This window comes from Paenibacillus terreus, from assembly GCF_042138595.1.
In the GTDB taxonomy this organism is placed as follows: domain Bacteria; phylum Bacillota; class Bacilli; order Paenibacillales; family Paenibacillaceae; genus Paenibacillus; species Paenibacillus terreus.
On the sequence record NZ_JBHIRX010000004.1, the window covers coordinates 109,483 to 130,421 of the forward strand.

Genomic DNA, 20,939 nt, shown 5'->3' on the forward strand with positions numbered 1-20,939 from the left:
ACATCCATTTTATCTTCAGTGATAATATTATGTACTGGTTTCTTGATCTCAGCTCTTAAATCAGTAGAACGTTCTGCTGACATCAATAGTGGAGCCTTTCGATATAATATCTTTAATATTCATTTATGGTGGTTTGCGATTCCGTTTCTTCTATTTATAATTGGTTTTTGGCTTATATACTTGTATAGTAAAGATGCAGAAAAATAATCATGGGGGAGTAACGATCTATCTTTGTTTTCGTTGCTCGCCCTATATTTCTTTTATAAAATGGGACTTTCAACAATATTTAACTGAAATATTGTTCCTAACAGAGACTCCATTTGAGCGTATATGTGGAATCAATCGAAAAAGAGCCTGTCTCATGATAACATCGTGAGCCGGCGCTTTTTCTGTCGGGAGTTTTCCAAACAAACGATGGTCAGATTCTGCTATTCTAGCAATATTGACCAATCAGGGTCTTTATAGCGTCTATCCACCACTTCTCTTACCAGGGTAAGCTCCTCCGGAATCTCGTCTAATCCCGTAATCCGGAATTCGTAAGGCTGCTGTGTGCTGCGATCCCCCATGGCGATAAGCCCCTCCCTCCAACGATCAGGCAAAGAATTTACAACAGTTGATGTCCCCCTCATACTTACATCATACTGCTTGCCTGTTGAATCGTAGGCTTTCCATTCATCATGGCTTATTTCATTTTCCATTTCTCCGTAAAATGAGACAGATGTTTCATATAAGCCATCACCCTTTTGCGCTTTCTCAAGCGAGGTCCCAACCAGTTCCACTTTATCCTCCAATAGTTTGAAAGCTTTGGGATTCGTCAGCTCCGACGGCCGGATTGAAATCCTGCTGCCGTCCATTTCCGCGATTGAGTATCCATCCAGGACAAATCGGTACGCTTCTTGCTCAGGGAGGTACTTGAAAGTATAACTCCAACGCATTTTTCCTTTCCCAATCACGGTATGATCAGAGGTCATCAGGCTGTCCATGTAACCCCCTTTTCTCGGATTTACTGAATGAATTTCTTCTCCCTCCAGAGTCTCGAAATGAAAGCTCAGCATCTGCTGTTCCCATAGATCCCCTGGGGATCTTGTCATTGCCGTTTCATCAAGCTCGGTCTCCAGTTCGAGACGTACACCTTGCACCATTCTCGTCAGCCTTTTTAATGTGACAGTCATGCCATGCGGTGTTGTGTAGCTGCCTGTCAGTTCCTCAATTCTGGTCTGCCTGTTTGCCTCTTTCATATCCATCTCAAAGCTAAAGTCCCAATTTCCTTTTATTGCAGGTTCGTTCCATTCTCCAAGAGATCCAATATTCCCTTCTATCGTAATACTGTCTGTTTGCAGCGGCTCGCTAAAGTAAGCAACCATATAATAAAAATCATGTGTGTATCCCATATCGTACATGCTGTCTACTGTGTTTCCTTTATCATCTTTGATCGTAATCTTGTTCGTATCGCTAAGGATCAGCTTGTCGCGATCATGCTTTCCTTTTTCATCAAAAAGCTGTAAAGCAATCGTCACTCGGGCGGGATCCGCAACAGCTTCATCAATCACCAGCGTGTAACCTTTATCCTTCACTTTAATATGCGGATCATACACCAATCCCAGTTCCTGTGCCCGCAGCAGCCCGGTATCCGGGTTGTCTTTGGCAAATAAAGACCTGATCATTTCGGCAAATGTCGGCACTGTAAAGATTGAAACCGTACCGAGGAGAAATAAGAGGGCTATGGCTGCCACCGTCCATCTCCATCGTTTATGGGGGGCTCTCTTTTTCATATTCTGCTCAGAGAGTGAGGAAAGCGTGTTCCCCACAGCGAACTGTACAGCATCAGGGATGACCAAGTCTTGTGTTTTGGATTTGAAAAATTGTTTAAGCTCGCGGTCAACCGGATCATGATAATTCATATCTGGCACCCCCTTTCCCTGGCAGAACGAGCTCGGATAATTGCTGTCTGGCCCTGAATAAACGTGATTTTACTGTTCCTTCGGAAACTTCGAGTACTTTAGATATTTCCCTGACCGATAAATCCTCGATATAAAAAAGCGTCACGATGATTTGAAGCGGTTCATCCAGTTCGTCAATGATTTCAAACAGCTCGATTTGTTCATAATCACCCTGATATGATGTCTTTCTCATATCATAAGGGACGGGGTATACCCGCTTCTTTTTCCTGATGATCCTGTTGCACTCGTTGATCAAAATCCGAATGATCCAAGTTTTAAAATAAGCAGGCTCTTTCAGAGTATGTATATTAGAAAAAGCTTTAGTAATGGTCTCCTGCATCGCATCCGCACAATCTTCGTCGTTTTTCACGATTGATCTTGCTATGACAAACAGACTTTGCTGGACAGCTCGTACTAAATACACGAAAGCTTCCTTATCCCCTTGTCTTGCAAGATCTGCTTTCTCTGATAAATCCACGCAGGCCTCCCCTTTCCTCTCAAGTCTATCTATTCAATTAGATCATCAAAGACTTGATCTGGTTCATAGGAGCAACACAAAGTTTAAAAGTCTTGCAGCGTGGGCGCAGACACCAGGGGACATATATGACCTTAAAACAAAAAAAGCGCCATTCAGGCGACTTTCGAAGCGATGTGTTCTTATCCGAGCTTTTGCCAAGCAAAAAGACGTGACCGGACTGATCGTTCACAGCGACCATGGCTTCCAGTACACGTCTCACGCTTACCACGACATGCTGCCAAAGGTTGGCGCCCAAATCAGCATGTCTCGCCGAGGCAATTGCTTAGAACAACGCCTCCATGGAGAGCTTCTTCTCGCATCTTAAAACGGAAGGTCTCTATCCAAATGATATCCGAAATCTGGCGGAAACGCAAAGAAGAATCAAGAAATATATACGGTTTTACAACCAAAGACGGCCACAGCGGAAATTAAAAAACTGATGCCGATAGAGTACCGGCGCCAGTTTGCAGCCTAGATGTTTTTTCAATGTCCACTAAGTGGGGGCTTGCCAGTTATAGAGACGGGGGTTTACCCGCTATACCACTCTAATTCATTTCATAATGTGAATTTATGGCGATATCTTTTCCGGTAGCTCTTGTTCCTTTCCGCTTGATTAGTATTTCTCATGAGACTGTTAACCACTTATCAATTTCTCGTCTTTTGGCAGAAGGAACGCGAAAATACCGAGAAGCGGCAAATAGGAACAGAGATGGATCGTGAACTCTACGCTGGTCTGATCCGTCAGCCAGCCCAGTACGACGGAACCGAGACCAGCCAAACCAAAGGAAAGCCCGAAGAACAAGCCGGCGATCATACCGACCCGCCCTGGCAGCATTTCCTGCGCGTAAACGATGATGACCGAGAATCCTGACATCAGAATAGCGCCGACAGGCACGCACAGCAGGATGGCACCGAGTGGTCCGGCATAGGGCAGCAGCAAGGAAAATGGTGCTGTGCCAAGAATGGAAAACCAGATGACCTGCTTGCGGCCGAACCGGTCCGCCAAAGGACCGCCTAGCAGGGTTCCAACCATCCCTGCAAACTGCAAAACGAACAGGGCAGCCTGTGCACGACCTAAGGAAAGGCCGTACTGTTCCATGAAATAGAACGCATAATAACCTGTCATACCTGCCAAATAAACGAACTTGGAAAAGAGCAGAGCAAGAAGTACGCCGACAACAAAACAAACATAACCTGTCGAGCGGGCTGTCCGAACACTCGGAGCGGTCAATTTCAATTCAGTACCTTGTTCTATAAGCAGCCGTGACCTGTACCAGCGGGCAATATATGACTGAATGACGAATCCTGCTGCTGCCAGCAGCGTGAACCAGAGGAAGGCAGCTTGACCACGCGGAGTAACAATATAAGCGACAAGTAGTGGCGCAAGCGCTTGTCCGGCATTTCCGCCTACTTGGAAAATCGATTGCGCCAGTCCTTTCCCCTTGCCTGCAGCCAAATGGGCCACACGTGAAGATTCGGGGTGCAAGACTGAAGATCCGATCCCGATGAACGCAGCAGATAAGATGAGCGAGGTCAGGTTGGGCGAAAGCGCCAGTCCTGCCATGCCAAGCAGTGTGAAAACCATGCCGAGAGGCAGCATTATAGGGCTCGGCCGTCGATCTGTATAAGCTCCGATAAGTGGTTGCAGGATAGATGCCGTCAGATTAAGCGTAAAAGCAATCCAGCCGATTTGGGTGAAGCTGAGCTTCATCGACTGTTGAAACATGGGAAACACGGCGGGAACGGTATTCTGCATTAGATCATTTAACAAATGTGCTGCGCTAACGCCTAACAGCGTAGTGCTGACAGCATGTTTTGCTGTAGTTGTTACAGAAAGACGGGACATATCGATCACCTTTTCGTTTTCTAGATTTCTCCCCATCCTACCCGATTTCAAGCGGGCTCGTCATCAGAATTGTTGCGCGATCAGTGACCAAAAGTGCCGGATATTTATGATACAATGGTGTTCGGGTGAAGACAATGATTGTACAAATCACAACACCGTTGCTAGAGTTGTGGCGGATTGACGGGGAATTTACGAATCAGCCTCATGCGCATGATTCCGAATATCAAATTACTATGCCTGTACATGGCAATTGCCAATTTACACAGGAGAACAAGGAGTACAGGCTGAATGGTGGTGAAGCGCTGATTCAGCATCCCGGTGAACATCATTCCTTCACTGCCGCTGGTACCACTGGATTGCTTATCTTTAAAATCCGGCAGGAAGGCATGGGCAGCTCCAAGCTGGGTCCAGCAGTCGAATGGCAGGTGAAGCAGCAGTTTGATCCGATGCAGCTGAATCGGTATTTTTGCAATTGGACGGCTGCCCTTATGGGAAGCGATCCATGCGACCGGTTGATTCGGGAGCAAACGGAAATACAGGTGATCGAGTATCTAACTGCCACGATGAACGGGAGCAAGCTTCCATCTCTTTGTTATTCAGCATCCACCAAACCGGATACCGGCAAGGGTCATCATCTGCATCAAGTACTTGACTATATTCACAGTCATTATCGGGAGGAAATTTCGGTTGATACATTGGCAGGGATCGCCATGCAAAGCCGATACCATTTCATTCGTCTATTCAAATCCGCAACAGGTGAAACCCCCTATCAATATGTGCTGAAACTCAGAATGAGAGAGGCAATGCATCTTCTGCGGACTAGCCAAACAAGCGTTACGGATATCGCTCTCAGCCTGGGCTATTCAAGTACCAGCCCATTCTACCGTGCTTTCGCCAAAACCTACGGAGTTAGGCCTGAGCAGTGCCGCAGCAGGGTTGTACGTCGATAATTCCGGCATTGGACACTTTTGGTAACCTGCAGGCTGGTTGAACAATTGTAGTGTAATTCTTCGAGCCTGTTGATACCTGGCGAGGTCTTTCTAAAAATGAAGAGAATATGAGGTGCCTGCATGGATATTAAACTTATGGACCGTATCAAGGGTGGGCTGTACGGATTGGCAGTGGGCGACGCTCTCGGCGGAACGACGGAATTTATGAGTACGAGGGAAATTGAGGCGAAATACGGCTATTTGACAGAGATCATCGGCGGAGGGGTATGGAGCCTGAAACCAGGCGAAGTGACCGACGATACCATGATGACGCTTTGCGTGGCGGAAGGGATTCTCGAAAATCCTGACGACCCGGTGGAGGCGATTGGGCGTTATTTTGTGGAATGGTACCAATCGCGTCCCAAAGACATAGGGAATATCATTCGTCATGTTTTTGAAAAATACGAGGGAGACTGGATTGAGGCGGCCTTTATTGCGCACATGGATTTAGGGCAAAGCGGCGGGAACGGTTCCCTTATGCGATGTCTGCCGGCAGCACTGGCCTACAAGGACACGGTGGCCATGGAGCGTGTGACGGTGATTCAGTCACGAATGACACATTATGATCCAAGATGTTCCGAGGCCTGTATCATGTACAATCGCATGGCTCACCGCCTTCTACAGGGCGAAAGTTTAAGAGCAGCCATCCTGGCCGAGGTGGCGGGAAGTGAATACGAAGGTATTATTGAAGCACATCCGGATTGCCCGCCAAGCGGTTTTGTGGTACATACCTTCCGATGGGTACTGCATATTTTACTTCATGCATCAGATTTTGCAGGGGTTGTGCAGCAGGCGGCTAATCTAGGAGGAGATTCCGATACGATTGGCGCCATTGCCGGCGGGTTGGCAGGCATTCATTACGGATATGAGGGCATTCCTGTCCGATATGCGGAGGAGATCCTGATTAAGGAGAAGCTCGACCGGATAATTTTGCAGCTGTATGCATTGAGAAACGAACTCTAGTGCTCCAGCGTCCGTCCATTTGTGAGCCCAGCACTTCCTTGTTGCCGACCAGGTCAATGCCAATGACCATATAGGCCGCTTGGTTCACAATGGCTCCATCCTGTTTGACTTTATAGTGAATAGCGTCCATATAGACGGTAGAGGTCCACATCGGTCATCCAACCTATGAGTATTTTTATTCGACAGTTTTTATAGCACTATTTTCCATGGGTCAATTGCAACTGAGTTAGTTTGTCAAAGAAAGGCCTCTATTTGAATGCGGCTTCTTAAGTTTCAACATCCCTACGCAAAAATACATCTCCGAATAACCGAAGATGTCTTTAAAAAAGTGAAATGCTACTTTCCACAAATTCCAAGGATCAAATATATAAAGCTTTAACCGCAACAATCCAAAGTATAATTGCTTACAAAACGTTTTAAACAATCGGACTTTTCAGCAATATACATCATTTTATGTGATTTTTGGATAATAAATGCGAAACGACCAGTATGGTTAGTTTTTCCATTCCCACTAAAGCCAACAAATCCGAAGCCTCTTCAAATAGAGCAGTGCTTTTTTTATCGAATACCATATCATTAAATTTATCAGACAGTTCTAATGCTTTTAATGTGTAATGTACCGCCTCTTTATAGTTACCCTCTCTAAAGAGATATAGAGACATTTTATGATAGTATTTCGTTAAATGCCTTGTCATATTATTCTGATTTTCATAGTAAGAGATTGTATTTAAAACATCTGTCTTAAAGGATTGAATAACTTCATCTACATTAAAATTATGTCTTAATGCTGCTTCAAGAATTGTAATTAATCCGGGAAAGAGCTCTTCTGGCCTTGATTCTTTTAGAAATTGTACATAAGAATCTAAAACCTCAAGCTCCCCCTCAAGTAAACATACTGTGTACGAATTGCCTCTGGCGAATAATTTAAAGAATTCTACTTCCTCTTTAGCTTCTTTGCTGCCGTCGTCTAGCCAAGATAGATCAATATATTGTTTGATGCATTCTTTCGATTCTTCGAATCTCTTCATGTTGTAAAGGGCAATGCCTTTTGACATATGACTATAGCCCAAATAATAGACGATATGCCTTTTACGATCATCGAAAACATACCGTTTACCAGCTTCTAAAGCCTTTTTTTGTTTCGAGTATACTTTATTTGCTGATAGAAGGAGTTTATCCGATATTTGAAACATCTTACTCCATTCTTCCAAGAAGAAAGATGCCCGTATAAGATCAACTAAAGAATCAATTCTTAAATCGTCTAAATGCAAATCATCCAATGTACTCCCTCCACCTCGCACCATTTGCTTCGATTTTATAGCCTTACAATTTTTCATCCGTTGGTTTTCTCGCTTCCTCGCTACTCGATATGGGTAAAATAGCCTGCGATTTTATATGGAGGGGCGGACATTGATAAGCTGGTTAGCATCGCGATGACCTTGTGCTTCGCGACTTTCGCGAGTACTCATGCCCGCAGAGGCTACATGTCAAATCGCTCTATAGCGAAGAGCCGTTTTCTCATTGGTGTCTAATAAGGTTTAGTGTCCAACACCATGAGAATTGGTTGTAACTGTGTTAGTGTTTACGGGGACCACTAAACTAATTAACCCGAATGTGATCATCACTGATAAAAGTATTTTTTTCATTTTCCAATTCCTCCTTTAAAATATTGCTCATTAGGGCTACGTATCGTTGTTGCTGATCTACGCCTGCATAGCCCCGAAGCGACTCAAATAACGCTACACTTTTTCTAAACACTATTACATCGTTAAAGTTACCAGAAGCTTCTAAAGCTTTCAATGTATTATGTAATGCAGCTTCATACTGCCCAGTTTTAAAATAGTAGATTGAAAGCTTATAATAGAATTTTGCTACATAAATAGCTTCACCTTTTTTACTACAGATCTCAATAGCTTTCTCAATGTCGTTCTTAAATCGATCGAGAACCCCATTCGCGGAGAAACCATGGTCAATTCCTGACTTTAGGATAGTCTCCAAGCCAGGCAACAATTCTTCAATTCTGGATTCTTCAATGTACTGTACATAGGGGGCAAGATATTCCTGCTTACCGTCAAGAAGTGAAACAGTAAGGCTATTGCCCTTAGCAAACATTTTGAAAATATTAATCTCTTTTTCAGCCTCTTCTGTTCCATCATCCAGCCAAGAGAGATCAGTGTAAAACTTAATACACTCTTGTGCTTCCGCGTATCTTCCCATTTTTTCAAAGGCAGTTCCCTTCATCAGTTTGCTAAATCCAAAATAATAAACAATGTGCCTCTTCCCGTCTAAATAAATGTAGCGTTTCCCTGAATCTATTGATTTTTTCTGTTTTGAGTACACCATTTCGGCTGATAGAAGAAGTTTATCAGCAATTTCAATCATTCTACCCCAATCCTCAAGAGAGTAAGCAGCTTTTAATAAATCTACTAAGGAGTCAATTCTTAGATCCTCTAAGTATAAATCATCCAAGATCACTACCCCCACCTCACACCATTTACTCCAATTTTATAGCATTATTTTCCATAGGTCAATTACAAAAATTCGTAATATATTATTTTCGCAATATTATTGAAACTTATTCGAAAATGTGGTAAATAGATTTCCAATATGAAAGCGTGAAGTATGGGAACGGGACGGATAAATCTGTACTAGAATAACGGGAATCCTGGAGAAAGAACGCTAACTAATAGTCTCGTATATGAGTTATAGTGAAAAAATAAATCCGACTTTCTCCAGTCGGATTTAAAATGTGTTTCTTCCCTTTCGGATTATTCTTTTGGATTGCATGTACTTCTTAAAAGCAATCACGTTGATGATCGCAATGCCATACGAAAAAGAAAAACCGTTCCAAAAAAACGGAATTTAATGTGCTTGCTTACGCCACTCTTCAATGGTTTGGATAGAAAATCCGGTAGCCTGTGCAATAGATGAACTATCCATGCCCATCATGATTAACTGTTTAGCTACGGCTTCTTTGCCCTCTAGCTCACCGATTTGCTTGCCTCTTTGTTCGCCTCTGCGCTCAATGTCATCCAAGATCTTTTCCAGTCCCATGAACGAAACATCTCCTTTCACGTTTTGGATAAACTGCTGCAAGCTCGGTTCATTTTCCGGAAACTATCTAAATTATACGATCTTGCCCTTTTCTAAACAATGAATGGAAGGATGACGCAGCAAGCCGGATCAAACCGGCTGCATCACCTGCATAAATTTTCCCATCCGCTCCAAGGCCTTCTCCAAGTCGACAAGCGAGGTTGCATAGGAGCAGCGAATAAAACCCTCTCCCCCCGATCCGAAGACATGCCCCGGTACGACTGCCACCTTCGCTTCTTTCAACAGGCGCAGAGCGAATTGCTCGGATGACATACCGCTCGAAGCAATGGACGGGAAGGCATAGAAAGCCCCCTCAGGCTCGTGACAGGCCAGACCGATGGCATTCAAGCCGGCAACAAACAGCTTGCGCCGCTCATTGTAACTCGCCATCATCTCATCCTTGGCAGCAAGGCCGTGACGCAAGGATTCGAGCGCGGCGATCTGTGCAATGGTAGGAGCGCACATGGTCGTGTACTGGTGGACTTTCAGCATGCCTGCGATGAGCTCGCGCGGGCCGCAGGCATAACCTACCCGCCAGCCTGTCATGGCGAACGCTTTGGAAAAGCCGCTGATGACGATCGTATGCTCCTTCATGCCCGGTAAAGATGCGATACTGACATGTTTTCTCCCATAAGTCAGCTCAGCATAAACTTCATCCGAAATGACCACCAAATTATGCTTGATAACGAGCTCTGCAATCGGCAGCCAATCCTGCTCTGTCATCACTGCTCCGGTCGGATTACACGGATAATTGATCATCAAAACCTTGGAATAAGGCGTAATCGCCGCTTGCAGCGCTTGTGGGGTCAGCTTGAACCCCTCTTCGGCCGTAGCTGTCACCTCCACGATGTTACCGCCATGCAGATGGGCGATCGGTTCGTAGGCAATATAGCTTGGCGCCGGAATCAGCACCTCATCGCCGGGATCGATCACGGCCCGAAGCGCCAGGTCAACGGCTTGACTGCTGCCCACCGTCACGATGATTTCCTGCTCAGGGTCATAGGAAAGAGCGAAGCTGCTGGCAAAATAAGCCGAAATCTCTTCCCTCAGCTCCATCAACCCGGCATTTGAGGTATATTTCGTCTGACCTTCACGCAATGCCTGGATGCAAGCTTCACGTACCCTTTCCGGTGTAACGAAATCCGGTTCTCCGACGCCAAGGGCGATAGTATCTCCGCCAGCCGCATTCAGATCAAAAAAAGCGCGAATTCCCGATGGCCGAATCTCCCGTACACGAGAGGACAAAAACTGGCCTTTTCCCTCTTTACTAAACATATTGCACCATCCCCCACTCCCGTTTTCGTTCATGGAGCGAGCTGGCAATAATACGATCCAGCAGCTGTGTAAAAGTCATTCCTGCAGCAGCTGCGCTCTTCGGCAGCAGGCTGTTCACGGTCATTCCCGGCAAGGTGTTTACTTCCAGTACAAAAGGTACATCCTGACACAAAATCATATCAACTCTTGCATAAATCTTGCACTGCAGCAGCCGATAGCTGGCCAGTGCCGCCTCGCGCACACGCTGCTCAATAACGGGAGGCAGCTGAATCACCTTCTCCTCGGCTCCGCCGTCCTCATACTTTGCTTTATAATCGAACCATTCAGAATGCGCGGAGCGAATGCCGATGATTGGCAATACTTCGCCATCCACAATCGAGCAGGTAAGCTCTGTCCCTTTAATATAGGGCTCAATCAAGATCGTTTGATCCAAACGGCTAGCCTCCTTCACAGCAGGCAGCAGCTCTTTCTCATGCTGCACAAGCTGGATGCCGATGCTGGATCCCCCCATATTCGGTTTTACTATAACCGGGTAACCCAGCTGCTCCACTGCCTGCGGATCATAATCGTCCATCCCCTGCCAGTAAAGGCCCACAGGCGTATTCACACCCGCTGCCTTCAGCAGCATCTTGGAGAGCTGCTTATTCATGCATAGGCTGCTGGCCAGGACACTGCTGCCCGTATATGGAATGCCCAGCGTCTCCAGCGCTCCCTGCACCGTGCCGTCCTCGCCATATTGGCCATGCAGCGCCAAGAGCGCGAGATCGATATCTGCCTGCTGAACCTGTGTGATTAAATCCGCCCGCTGATTGATCACAATTGGAACGACCTCATAATGGCTGCGGTCCAAATGATGAATCATCTCTTGCCCTGTCTGCAGCGAAACCTCACGCTCAGTGGAAATCCCACCCATAATAACGCCAATCTTCATGATGACACCTCATTTTTCTTGAATTATCGTTGTACGGCCGCGGATTGCGTTTCCCGTTATGCCTTGAGAAAGCTGCGCGCCTGTTGGCCGATGATCCGAATCCCCCGCTCGATATGTTCATCTGTTACTCGTGAAAAACCAAGCCGAAATGTATTCGTCCCTTCGCCTTCCTGAATGAAAAACCTGTCTCCTGGTGTGAAAATAACCCCCTGATCTGTGCAAGCTTCCAGCAGTCGGCGTGTATCTACGCCTTCCGGGAGGGTAAGAAACAAATGCAAGCCCCCGTCGCCGGACAGCCGTGCCTCAGGGAGATGCGCTTCACAGCATGCTTTCGCAAGCTCATATTTGCGCTTATATTCCATACGTGCTTTTTTTATATATTTATCAAAGTTTCCGTTGAGCAAATATTGATATAATACGGATTGATCAAGTGTTGAAGTATGAATGGAACGTGCACGCTTAATGCTTTCCAGATGGTCGATCAGTGCCCGGTCTCCAAGCACCCAGCCCACGCGCAAGCCAGGGAACAGTACTTTGGAGAAGCTGCCGATATAGATGACCCCGTTCCCTTGCCCTGCTGTTGCTATTAGCGGCGCAACATGCGCTCCCGAGTAGCGCAGCTCCTCGTTGAATCCATCCTCGATCACTGGAATCTGATAACGCATCATCAGTTTCATCACCGCGCTTCGTTTCGCGGGCGACATGACGATGCCAGTAGGATTGTGATAAGACGGAGTTAAATAGGCCAGATCGAAGCGGTGCGGCTGCTTCTGCAGTACCGCCTCAAGCTGATTCACACCGATACCGTCGCGCTCCATCGGAATGCCAGTGACCTCATATCCTTGCAGCTTCAAATTTTTGATCGCTGTATGATGGGTCGGATTTTCACAAATTGCCGCTCCGCGGCGGGCAGATGGGCGCAATGCCGACAGCACAATATCAAAGCCCTCTGTAAACCCGCTTGTGATCAGCATATCCTTGCCGCTGATATCGACACCCTTATTTTCCATATAACGCATCAGGTAATCGATCAAGGGTTTGTAACCCTTGGCATAGCCATAGTTGAGCAGCACCTGCCCTTCGATGGCCATACGGTCCAGAAAGGCGCGCCTTACATCTCCCAGATCAAACAGCTGCTCATCCGGAGCGATGCTTGTGAACGAGATGGTTCCTTTTTTGGCGCGAATGCCCTGCTTCATCATATCCAGTTCTACAGCCGATACGGCATACTCGTTCATTCTTGTCTTCCAGTCGATCTGCCATGCGGCGGCGGAGCCATCAGCTCCTCCGTTATTTGGAGCCAACTGGCCGGACATAACAGCCACATAACTCCCTTTTCCTGGAATCGCATACGTAAATCCGTCGTCTTCAAGGCCTTCATAGGCTGCAATGACTGTATTGCGGCTCACCTTGAGCACATCGCTCATTTCCCGTGTGGAAGGCAGCTTCTGATCCGCCTGAAGCGCCCCTTTTATAATTAAACGTTTGACGTATTCTTTCACTTGTATCGCGACCGGGCGGTCACCGACAAGCTTGAAATCCTGAAACATCCTTGATCGCCCCCACTTGTAATGATGACACGGTAGACAAAAGAAAAAAAGAACCACCCTGCTGGATTTTTCATCCTGGGATGGTTCCTTCGTTTGGTTTAAATTTTCGCGTCCGATTGTTCAACCTCGAACAGATCCAGGAAAAACATAAAGATAGGAATACCGATGATGAGTCCCCAAATCCCCAGATAATGCTGGGAAAAGATAAGGACCATGAACGTGTAAAACATCGGGATCTTTGTTTTGTGTGCATACAGCCTGGGATTGAGAAAATACGTTTCAAGCGCATGAATGGCCAGAATCATGACGACCGTCCAGATGACAAGTGTTATGCCGCCGATCTGGAACCCGATGATACCGATGGGGATGAACGAAATGACTACACCCGCTACCGGAATGAGGCTAAGCAGGAACACCATGATCGTCAAAGCGAACAAATACGGGAATCCCATAATCCACAGTCCGATCATTGTCAGCACTGTGTTGAACAGCGCGATCAGCAGCTGTACTTCGATGACCTTGCCAAAAGAGGAGGTGAACTTGCGGCCAAAATATTCGAATTCCTTGTAAAGCCAGCTGATTTTGCTTGTGCGGAATTTTTCCGTGAAGGCAATGGTTTTCTTCCGCTGCAGCAAATAGAAGAAGCTGAGGAAAATGACAAAAAGGATGATCTCCAGCCACTTGCCCAATTTTGCAAGGTAGTCGATGACATTTCCCAGATAGTCCTCGTACTTGACATCCCCTTTATGGAGTGCATCGATCAGCCACTGAATGACTTGATTGTCGTTGGGAGTGGCAAGAAAAAGGGTGATGCTGTTAATCACGTCACTAACCTGGCGGATGAGCTTCGGAACGTAGTTTGAAATGCCGGTGACCAGCCCTGCCACGAGCAGCGCATACAAAATGATGACGACGACGGTCGGCGAAACGGGAAAAAGGCGGTTCAATTGCTTGGTGATGAATCCCTGCAGGCGTCCCATGACAAAGGTGACGAGGAACAGGAGAAGCAAAAGATTCAGCATATGCCGAAGACTGTACAACAGCACAACGACAAGCAGAAAAAACGAGATTCTTCGAACCCAGGTCTGGGCAAAAAAAGTGCGCAATGCTTCCATGAATTCCCCTCTTTACATTCATTCAAACCTCTATTACGGTGGTGAGCATCCTGGGTTGCATTTCTGCTCAAATTATTCCATCCGTTCTATGTTTGTTTAAGAATACCCCACTTCGAAACAAGAGGCAAGCCCGCCCTGAACTCCCGCAGAATTGAGGTCGGGTAAACCGAATCGGGAAATCCGTGACTGAGTGTAAAAAACATCGCCAGCAATTTGGCGATGTTAAAATTACAGCGTATCTGATATCATACTTCCATCGGTGCCCGTTCATTGGAAGCATCGAACTTGCGCACTTCATTCCTCATTTTGCTGCCCCATTTTGCAAAAAGTGCTTCTACCTTAGGTGTAGCCAGGTATGCGCTTAAGGCTTCCTGATCACGCCAGCGTTCCAGCATGATCATACTGCCTTCTTCAGGATCGTCAATGGCGCAGGAAAAGAATAAACAACCATCAGCAACAAGAGCATCCGGAATGGTCGCACGTGCCTCAGATACGAATGCCTCCAGTTCATCCGGGTTTACGTATACATGTCCAGCAATAATAATCATTAAATTTCAGCTCTTCTCACTATTTATTTGACTCATTAACTGTCCTTGCGCGGAACTTAATAGAGTGTTTTCAGCGCATCGGGCGAAAATGGACTCAACTCGTCGATACGGCCATCACGAATTTTACTTACCCAGGCGGGATCGGCCAATAATGCCCGACCAATGGCTACCAGATCGAACTCTCCCCGCTCCAGTCTTTCGATCAAGCCATCGATGTTGGTAGTACCCGCTCCCTTTCCTTCGGTCAAGAGAGCCATAAATTCACTATCCAACCCGACCGATCCAACGGTGATTGTCGGTTTCCCTGTCAGCTTCTTGGTCCATCCGGCAAGATTCATGTCAGAACCTTCGAATTCAGGCTCCCAGAAGCGGCGGGTGGAGCAGTGGAAAACATCTACTCCTGCAGCAGTCAACGGTGCCAGAAATTGCTCCAGTTCAGCCGGCGTTGTCGCCAATTTGGCTGAATAGTCGCTGCCCTTCCACTGCGAGAAGCGCAGCACGATGGGGAAGTCCGGTCCGACGGCACGGCGGCAAGCTTCGATGACCTCCACCGCAAAGCGGGTGCGTTCCACCAAATCACCGCCATAACGGTCGGTGCGAGGGTTTGTTTTATTCCAGAAAAATTGGTCAATCAAATATCCGTGCGCACCGTGAAGCTCGATCCCGTCAAAGCCGACCCGCTTCGCATCGGCTGCCGCCTGCGCAAAAGCTTCCACTATCTCGGCAATTTCTGCTTCCGTATAATCGCCGACATGGCCGCGGGCTCCCATATGCCAGATCTGCGGTATGATCCGTCCGCCCGCTTTATGTACCTCAGCCACTACGTTGGCCCAGCCGTTTAATGCCTCTTCCCCATAGAAGTGTGGCACATTTTCCTGATTGGACGAATCCGGATGATTGATGATCGTGCCTTCGGTCACAATAAGTCCGACTCCGTTTTCCGCTCTGCGGCGGTAATAGGCGGCTACATCATCCCCAGGCACACCTTCAGGAGAAAATTGCCGGGTCATCGGCGCCATCACGACGCGATTGGACAGAGTCATATTATTGATTGAAAATGGCTGGAACAAAGCCTGAACGGAATTAGAGTTAGTCATAACAACCTCCAGATATATTTTGTATGTTGACGGCAGCTTTTTGAATCTACAGTCAAGAAAATCCTAAAAAAATTTAATACGTTCTATATTCTTTAAGTATCACCTCCCTCACAGAATTATTGCATACGCACCTTTTTAACTACAATATCAGTTATTGACTACCTAGTCAATTATCACATGTGTAATTGGAAAATTCCTTTACAAGCATAACTGGCACCACGATCCTTCTCGCCTCGTATCCCCCTTCGATCTGCTCCATCAGCAGATTTACGGTCAGCCGGCACATTTCTTCCTCGTCTTGACGGACAAACGGTACGTTTGGCAGCTCCGGCGGATCGAAGCTAATCAACTCCAGATCGTCCGGTACCCGCTTGCAGATTGCAGCTGCCGCTTCATAGGCGCTTCTGCACAGCTCTGTATTGGCCATAACGGCACCGGTAATATCGGGGTTGTTTTCTAAAAATCCTGCGATCTTAACGACGGATTGACCCGATGCAATCGTTTCCAATGGAAGGAGACACCATAAGCTTTTGTCGATCGGCAAGCCGCGTTCAAGGAAGGCCTGCTCGAACCCTTGAGCCCTCTCGTCGGTTACCGTATTCGTAATTTCCGGCGAAATGAACGCAATGGCCGAATGGCCTTTGTCGAACAAATGCCTCACCGCTTCCTTTGTGCCATTTACGTTGTCTGAGCTTACACTGTAGGTCTTGATCTCTTTCAAAAAACGGTCGATCAGGACAAAAGGGAAACGGTCCAGCGACAGACGCAGAATGGAATCGTTGTACGTCTCGTTTTCAACCGGGAAAATAATCAATCCGTCTACACCCTGCTTCAAAAAAGACGAGATTACCTTGGTCTCTTCCAGTTGGGACTCGCGCGTAATTCTCACCATCACCTCATAACCTGCAGCCGTTGCATATTTCTCGATATAGTCCAGAAATCGCTGGTCCACTTTCGTTTTCATCGTTGGCAGCACCAGCCCGATACGTCCGCTTCTGCCCGGACCTGCAGTCCATTCGCCCAATTGCTCAAGCGTGGAAGCGTTCTCGGGTCTGCTCATGACAAACGTGCCCTTGCCTTGGATCCGCACAAGCAGGCCTTCCTCCCTCAGTCCGATCAGTGCGTTTTTGCTTGTAATTTGACTGACACGGTAACGTTCGGACAATTCCTTCTCCGATGGAACCCGGTCGCCTTCCCGCAGTTTGCCAATGGCGATCAGCCGCTTGATATCTTCCTGGATTTTTCTGTATAACGGCAATGATTTCAACGCCCACCACCACCTTTTAGAGGTAGTTCAAAAAGTCATCTTTTGATCACGAAGGAAGTCAGGGAGCGGACTCGACATCGAATCTTGAATTCAGCCGGGCCTAAGCTGATGCTTACGAAGCATGTTTCCTTCGGAAACATTTCAGGTGCTCACGTACCCTAAGTACGCTCCGCTCCTCAGTCCCTATCTTCATCCAATCTTCTCGGTGCTGAAAACCTGACTTTTTGAACACGCACTTTTATGATGAAAGTTATCATAATCATATTATTATAAGATGATTTTCCGCTTGTAAATATGAAAAACGGTCCGAACCAAGTCCAGACCGAGGGTTATTCCGTTTCGTGTTTTGAAGAAACGGCTTAAAGACTTAAAAATATCCTAAATTTAGTATATCTTATTTTGTACCGACTCGATACAATTCAATCTAGAAAGCGTTTTCTAAATCAGATTGGGAGGTACATTGCATATGAAACGGAACAAACGCTTATGGTTTAAACCGCTTTCCTTTGTCGTTATACTCGCGCTGGCTTTAACGGCAATTCCGCTGCCGGCGGCTTACGCCGCATCATCCGGTATAGCGTGGCCCTCGCAGCAGATTGCCATCTTCACTCCGCCTTCAGGAGGCGCATGGTACCCGAGGATGCTCATGCTTTCGCCGAGCGAGTGGCTTGTATCCTTCGACACCAACGCCGGTGGAGGCAATACGCGCGTTGCGGTTTCCAGAACGCAAAACGGCGGCTCCACCTGGAGTGAACCGGTCACGGTCGTCTCCAATGCGAGCGGCAATACGGCGAATGGCCAAATGCTCAAGCTGCCGAACGGCGAAATTTGGTTGGCCTACCGGCTGGTTGTGCAGAAAGGCTCAACCTATGAAACTCAGCTGAACGTTCGCAGAAGCACCGACAACGGCCGCACCTGGAGCGATTTGCCGGGCGGATTGATCGGGAGTTCGACCGCCGACAGCTTTAAGGGATTGTGGGAGCCGCACCTGGAAATGATCAACGGCAAAATCGTTGTGTTGTATGCGGATGACAGTCCTGCCACGGCCGGAACGACCGGGCTGCAAAATTTGTACATGAAGACGTGGAACGGAAGCGGCTGGGACAATCGTATCACAGTCAGCGACGGAGTCGCCGCCGGCTCCCGCGACGGCATGCCGGTCATCACGCGGATGAAGGACGGTCGTTATATCACCGTATTCGAAGCCTCGGATGTACCCGGCCACCCTTTTGTTATCAAATATAAAATTTCGCCGGACGGCTTTAATTGGTCGGGTCCCCGCCAAACACTGTACGTGCCGGCAGGCAGCGGCAAAAAGGCCGGCGCTCCATTCGTCGTGAAGCTCGCTGACGGTCGTCTTATGGCCTCCTTCCAGACGGATGAAAGCAGCGCTAATACGGGAGATGCCTATAGCTCGATGCATACGATGATCAGCTCCGATAACGGCGCGACATGGCAGGATAAATACAATGTATTCCCGGTCTCCGATACGAAGTCCGCCAATTGGAACGCCCTGATGACCATCGATTCTACCCGTGTTGCAGCCGTTACCAGCGCGAATTATCCATCGACCGGCATTTATTTGCGTTTTGGGTATGCCATGACCCCATCACAGACGAATCTTGTCAACAATCCCGGCTTTGAAACGGCGAATGTGGCGGGCTGGACCACGTACGGGGACGATTACCCCAACCGCATTCTTATCCATGGCGCAAATGATGGCGTCGGGCTGCCCGCGGCGGAAGGCTCCTACTTTGTCGGACTCGCGGGCACAAGCGGCCCTTCAACCGCATATGTCGGCCAGACTGTCACCGGTCTGGATAACGGTACATATACCATGCGGGCCCGCTTGCGCAGCAGCGGCGGCCAGAACAGCTGCGTTATGGAAGTGAAGGATTATGGAGGCAGCACGCTGCAAACGGCCTTCCCGGTTACGACTTCATGGACGCCTGTGACGATTCCGAATATTCAAGTGACAGCCGGCAAAGCGACGATCGGATTTTACGTATCCAACTCCTCCCCTTCCCAATGGGCGGATATCGATCAGGTCGAGTTTATCCGGGAATGAACGGGACTACATTACGGTGATTTCCGGTGACCGCCATGTTGCAGCCTTTGTGGAGCTGTATGCTGGCCGTTTATAGCTTATGGTATCTTTCCTCCCTTGGCACCTGAACCAAGGAAGCCGCGATTTCCGCGGCTTCTTTGCCGTATCACATATGTTTTGCTCACCGTCATTCCTCTCATTAACCAACATCACCAATTATCCGCCTATAAAAGTAATTCGTAAATCATTGTTGGCTTCTGCGTTTCATTTCCATAGTTCCTGTTAAATCGTCGAGATGACCCGCATTAAACCATAACGTTAGCTGCAAAGTAAAACTTTATTATAATTGGGTCTTATTACCTATTCACGTGGAAAATAATCCCTGGTAGATTCTTCTTAGATCAAAATTATTCAAATTTTCAACATTGAACGACAACAGCGGCCCATGAAAAGTGGGTACGCAAAGCTACACGGCCAAGTTGGCATATTAGGCCAAAAGGCCGCTCAGTTTCGGAATACGACGGAACCTCCGTCTATTCATATTACTTCACGATAGACAGGGGGGCTTGCGCAGATAAAAGCGGCATTCAAATTGCTGGTGAAGACGTTAAGCAGACATCCTTACGAGAGCTTTTGTTAAGAGACCGACATCTATGAAGGAGGCTAACAATGAGTATGGAAAGAGGAAATTACATCGACTCAACGGAAACGGTGAGCCTGTCTGAGCCAGTAAAGCCGTACAGCCAGTATGCGCCGGACATGCATGTATCGGTGGGCTGTATCCCTTGTACCAGAGCCCACTTGTCGGCGGTTTCTGCCGCGCTCAAGGCGGGCGATGCAGAGACAGCCCGGGAAGAGATCTCCGCTTTGCTGGAGTATGATTTGACACCGGACAAGCTGGCCGCCACTCCGGAGAAAGACCGTGAAGTTTTAGCCAAGTATGCAGAAGCTATTTCCTCTATTCAGCAAAAGCTGGCCGAACCCGTACCAGAGCTGACAGCAATAGCGGCATCCCTCAAAGAAGCGCTGCGCTTCGCCAGGGCAGACGGTATAGAGCATCCCGAAGTTCAAATACGGCTTGAGCGTTCGGAAGAGCATGCGAACGGATTGGAAAGAATTCGTTACGCCCCTGAAAATCTGCAGCAGTTAGACGAGAAGATGCGTGAGGAAATTAAACAGGTGCTGCCTGAGCTCCGTGAAGCGCGCCATAAACTTATAAATGGCATGGTTACACCGGATGATCTTGAATGGGTGGCAGCCCGTTATGCTCAAATCTCGCGTAGAGTCAATGGAGATCCGGATGCGGAGACCTTGGAACTCGCTCAGAAGGAAGCGACAGAACTGAACTCAAGATTTCGCAGGGATGTACTGAAAGCCTGGGGAGGCCAATCGTATGAGTCAACCAGACAATGAGAAAGTATATGAATTGGGTAAGGCCTGCAGTCTCGACGATCATCGCCAATGCCAGCTTTCCACGGTTGTCGGCATGGCGGCTGACATCAGTCAGCAGGAAGGCCTGAAGCTGCCGCCGCAGCTTCAGAGGATCGTGGAGACACAGACGGTGACTGTGAGTGGTTTGCAGTCGGCTCTTCGGGAATGGATGCATACCATTCCCGAGGATCAAAAGGAAGTTGCCGCAGACCTGCTTGATCTCGCTGTAAACGGATGATGTTTAAATCCGACAATAAAGCGACCGCTTAGGTGCGCAAAGCGCTGCACTGACTGGTTATAACGAACGCCAGATTATCATTCAGCCGCCTA

General features: G+C 47.6%; 20 protein-coding genes and 1 pseudogene. 7 read left to right on the plus strand and 14 right to left on the minus strand.

The features are described 5' to 3' along the window. Window positions 1-428: 428 nt before the first annotated feature. Together ACE5KN_RS09670 and ACE5KN_RS09675 are read right to left on the minus strand one after the other, a co-directional pair. On the minus strand, window positions 429-1,901 hold the full coding sequence (locus tag ACE5KN_RS09670; RefSeq protein ID WP_375525337.1) for a DUF4179 domain-containing protein: 1,473 nt from the start codon (window positions 1,899-1,901) through the stop codon (window positions 429-431). Next, window positions 1,888-2,418 (minus strand): sigma-70 family RNA polymerase sigma factor, encoded by a 531-nt coding sequence (locus tag ACE5KN_RS09675; RefSeq protein WP_375525336.1) that lies wholly within the window; start codon window positions 2,416-2,418, stop codon window positions 1,888-1,890. The genes ACE5KN_RS09670 and ACE5KN_RS09675 overlap by 14 nt, the downstream gene beginning before the upstream one ends. On the opposite strand from ACE5KN_RS09675, the gene ACE5KN_RS09680 reads away from it, so the two are divergent. Both ACE5KN_RS09680 and ACE5KN_RS09685 read left to right on the plus strand, forming a co-directional pair. Continuing rightward, window positions 2,324-2,782, plus strand: a complete 459-nt coding sequence (locus ACE5KN_RS09680; RefSeq protein WP_375525335.1) for a DDE-type integrase/transposase/recombinase — start codon at window positions 2,324-2,326, stop codon at window positions 2,780-2,782. The two genes, ACE5KN_RS09675 and ACE5KN_RS09680, sit on opposite strands and share 95 nt — an antisense overlap. Continuing rightward, complete coding sequence (locus ACE5KN_RS09685; protein ID WP_375525334.1) at window positions 2,757-2,897, plus strand: IS3 family transposase; 141 nt, start codon at window positions 2,757-2,759, stop codon at window positions 2,895-2,897. Before ACE5KN_RS09680 ends, ACE5KN_RS09685 begins: the two co-directional genes overlap by 26 nt. 194 nt (window positions 2,898-3,091) lie before the next feature. Here the strand turns inward: ACE5KN_RS09685 and ACE5KN_RS09690 are convergent, their stop codons facing one another. Next, window positions 3,092-4,303, minus strand: coding sequence for an MFS transporter (locus ACE5KN_RS09690; protein ID WP_375525430.1), 1,212 nt, complete (start codon window positions 4,301-4,303; stop codon window positions 3,092-3,094). Window positions 4,304-4,461: 158 nt separating this feature from the next. On the opposite strand from ACE5KN_RS09690, the gene ACE5KN_RS09695 reads away from it, so the two are divergent. Then, the gene (locus ACE5KN_RS09695) at window positions 4,462-5,253 is read left to right on the plus strand and encodes a helix-turn-helix domain-containing protein (RefSeq protein ID WP_375533070.1); all 792 of its coding nucleotides are present in this window, start codon (window positions 4,462-4,464) and stop codon (window positions 5,251-5,253) included. 120 nt (window positions 5,254-5,373) lie between these two features. Beyond that, window positions 5,374-6,255 carry an ADP-ribosylglycohydrolase family protein gene (locus ACE5KN_RS09700; RefSeq protein WP_375525332.1) on the plus strand — a complete coding sequence of 294 codons (882 nt, stop codon included), beginning with the start codon at window positions 5,374-5,376 and terminating at the stop codon, window positions 6,253-6,255. 25 nt (window positions 6,256-6,280) lie between these two features. Here the strand turns inward: ACE5KN_RS09700 and ACE5KN_RS09705 are convergent. From ACE5KN_RS09705 to ACE5KN_RS09755, 11 genes and pseudogenes are all read right to left on the minus strand, one after another. Further along, window positions 6,281-6,391 (minus strand): annotated as a pseudogene (locus ACE5KN_RS09705) (transposase); the annotation flags it as partial. A gap of 310 nt (window positions 6,392-6,701) precedes the next feature. Then, a complete protein-coding gene (locus ACE5KN_RS09710) occupies window positions 6,702-7,535 on the minus strand; it encodes a hypothetical protein (RefSeq protein WP_375525331.1) in 834 nt (277 codons plus the stop codon). 319 nt (window positions 7,536-7,854) lie between these two features. Continuing rightward, entirely contained in the window at window positions 7,855-8,724 is an 870-nt protein-coding gene (locus ACE5KN_RS09715) for a hypothetical protein (protein WP_375525330.1), read from the minus strand. Window positions 8,725-9,117: 393 nt separating this feature from the next. Beyond that, window positions 9,118-9,351, minus strand: coding sequence for a hypothetical protein (locus ACE5KN_RS09720; protein WP_375533071.1), 234 nt, complete (start codon window positions 9,349-9,351; stop codon window positions 9,118-9,120). 87 nt (window positions 9,352-9,438) lie between these two features. Beyond that, window positions 9,439-10,623, minus strand: coding sequence for an aminotransferase class I/II-fold pyridoxal phosphate-dependent enzyme (locus ACE5KN_RS09725; protein ID WP_375525328.1), 1,185 nt, complete (start codon window positions 10,621-10,623; stop codon window positions 9,439-9,441). Continuing rightward, window positions 10,616-11,554 (minus strand): D-alanine--D-alanine ligase, encoded by a 939-nt coding sequence (locus tag ACE5KN_RS09730; protein WP_375525327.1) that lies wholly within the window; start codon window positions 11,552-11,554, stop codon window positions 10,616-10,618. Before ACE5KN_RS09730 ends, ACE5KN_RS09725 begins: the two co-directional genes overlap by 8 nt. Window positions 11,555-11,610: 56 nt before the next feature. Further along, window positions 11,611-13,104: an aminotransferase-like domain-containing protein gene (locus tag ACE5KN_RS09735; RefSeq protein ID WP_375525326.1), complete on the minus strand. Its 1,494-nt coding sequence runs from the start codon at window positions 13,102-13,104 to the stop codon at window positions 11,611-11,613. A gap of 98 nt (window positions 13,105-13,202) precedes the next feature. Beyond that, the gene (locus tag ACE5KN_RS09740; RefSeq protein ID WP_375525325.1) at window positions 13,203-14,219 is read right to left on the minus strand and encodes an AI-2E family transporter; all 1,017 of its coding nucleotides are present in this window, start codon (window positions 14,217-14,219) and stop codon (window positions 13,203-13,205) included. Window positions 14,220-14,464: 245 nt separating this feature from the next. Then, a complete protein-coding gene (locus tag ACE5KN_RS09745) occupies window positions 14,465-14,767 on the minus strand; it encodes a putative quinol monooxygenase (protein WP_375525324.1) in 303 nt (100 codons plus the stop codon). Window positions 14,768-14,823: 56 nt separating this feature from the next. Beyond that, window positions 14,824-15,864 carry an NADH:flavin oxidoreductase gene (locus ACE5KN_RS09750; RefSeq protein ID WP_375525323.1) on the minus strand — a complete coding sequence of 347 codons (1,041 nt, stop codon included), beginning with the start codon at window positions 15,862-15,864 and terminating at the stop codon, window positions 14,824-14,826. Window positions 15,865-16,030: 166 nt separating this feature from the next. Then, a complete protein-coding gene (locus ACE5KN_RS09755; RefSeq protein WP_375525322.1) occupies window positions 16,031-17,131 on the minus strand; it encodes a GntR family transcriptional regulator in 1,101 nt (366 codons plus the stop codon). A gap of 466 nt (window positions 17,132-17,597) precedes the next feature. Between ACE5KN_RS09755 and ACE5KN_RS09760 the strand changes: the two genes are divergently transcribed. The 3 genes from ACE5KN_RS09760 (at window position 17,598) to ACE5KN_RS09770 (ending at window position 20,847) form a co-directional block, all read left to right on the plus strand. Continuing rightward, complete coding sequence (locus tag ACE5KN_RS09760) at window positions 17,598-19,199, plus strand: exo-alpha-sialidase (protein WP_375525321.1); 1,602 nt, start codon at window positions 17,598-17,600, stop codon at window positions 19,197-19,199. 648 nt (window positions 19,200-19,847) lie between these two features. Further along, complete coding sequence (locus ACE5KN_RS09765) at window positions 19,848-20,591, plus strand: hypothetical protein (protein ID WP_375525320.1); 744 nt, start codon at window positions 19,848-19,850, stop codon at window positions 20,589-20,591. After that, window positions 20,572-20,847, plus strand: a complete 276-nt coding sequence (locus ACE5KN_RS09770; RefSeq protein WP_375525319.1) for a hypothetical protein — start codon at window positions 20,572-20,574, stop codon at window positions 20,845-20,847. The genes ACE5KN_RS09765 and ACE5KN_RS09770 overlap by 20 nt, the downstream gene beginning before the upstream one ends. Window positions 20,848-20,939: the final 92 nt, after the last annotated feature.

Bases quoted from the DNA above. Each gene is read 5' to 3' on its own strand.
- ACE5KN_RS09670 (WP_375525337.1), bottom strand. From the start codon at position 1,901: ATGAATTATCATGATCCGGTTGACCGCGAGCTTAAACAATTTTTCAAA.
- ACE5KN_RS09760 (WP_375525321.1), top strand. From the start codon at position 17,598: ATGAAACGGAACAAACGCTTATGGTTTAAACCGCTTTCCTTTGTCGTT.
- ACE5KN_RS09735 (WP_375525326.1), bottom strand. From the start codon at position 13,104: ATGTTTCAGGATTTCAAGCTTGTCGGTGACCGCCCGGTCGCGATACAA.
- ACE5KN_RS09725 (WP_375525328.1), bottom strand. From the start codon at position 10,623: ATGTTTAGTAAAGAGGGAAAAGGCCAGTTTTTGTCCTCTCGTGTACGG.
- ACE5KN_RS09680 (WP_375525335.1), top strand. From the start codon at position 2,324: ATGACAAACAGACTTTGCTGGACAGCTCGTACTAAATACACGAAAGCT.
- ACE5KN_RS09745 (WP_375525324.1), bottom strand. From the start codon at position 14,767: ATGATTATTATTGCTGGACATGTATACGTAAACCCGGATGAACTGGAG.
- ACE5KN_RS09750 (WP_375525323.1), bottom strand. From the start codon at position 15,864: ATGACTAACTCTAATTCCGTTCAGGCTTTGTTCCAGCCATTTTCAATC.
- ACE5KN_RS09700 (WP_375525332.1), top strand. From the start codon at position 5,374: ATGGATATTAAACTTATGGACCGTATCAAGGGTGGGCTGTACGGATTG.
- ACE5KN_RS09740 (WP_375525325.1), bottom strand. From the start codon at position 14,219: ATGGAAGCATTGCGCACTTTTTTTGCCCAGACCTGGGTTCGAAGAATC.
- ACE5KN_RS09770 (WP_375525319.1), top strand. From the start codon at position 20,572: ATGAGTCAACCAGACAATGAGAAAGTATATGAATTGGGTAAGGCCTGC.
- ACE5KN_RS09765 (WP_375525320.1), top strand. From the start codon at position 19,848: ATGAGTATGGAAAGAGGAAATTACATCGACTCAACGGAAACGGTGAGC.
- ACE5KN_RS09730 (WP_375525327.1), bottom strand. From the start codon at position 11,554: ATGAAGATTGGCGTTATTATGGGTGGGATTTCCACTGAGCGTGAGGTT.
- ACE5KN_RS09685 (WP_375525334.1), top strand. From the start codon at position 2,757: ATGGAGAGCTTCTTCTCGCATCTTAAAACGGAAGGTCTCTATCCAAAT.
- ACE5KN_RS09690 (WP_375525430.1), bottom strand. From the start codon at position 4,303: ATGTCCCGTCTTTCTGTAACAACTACAGCAAAACATGCTGTCAGCACT.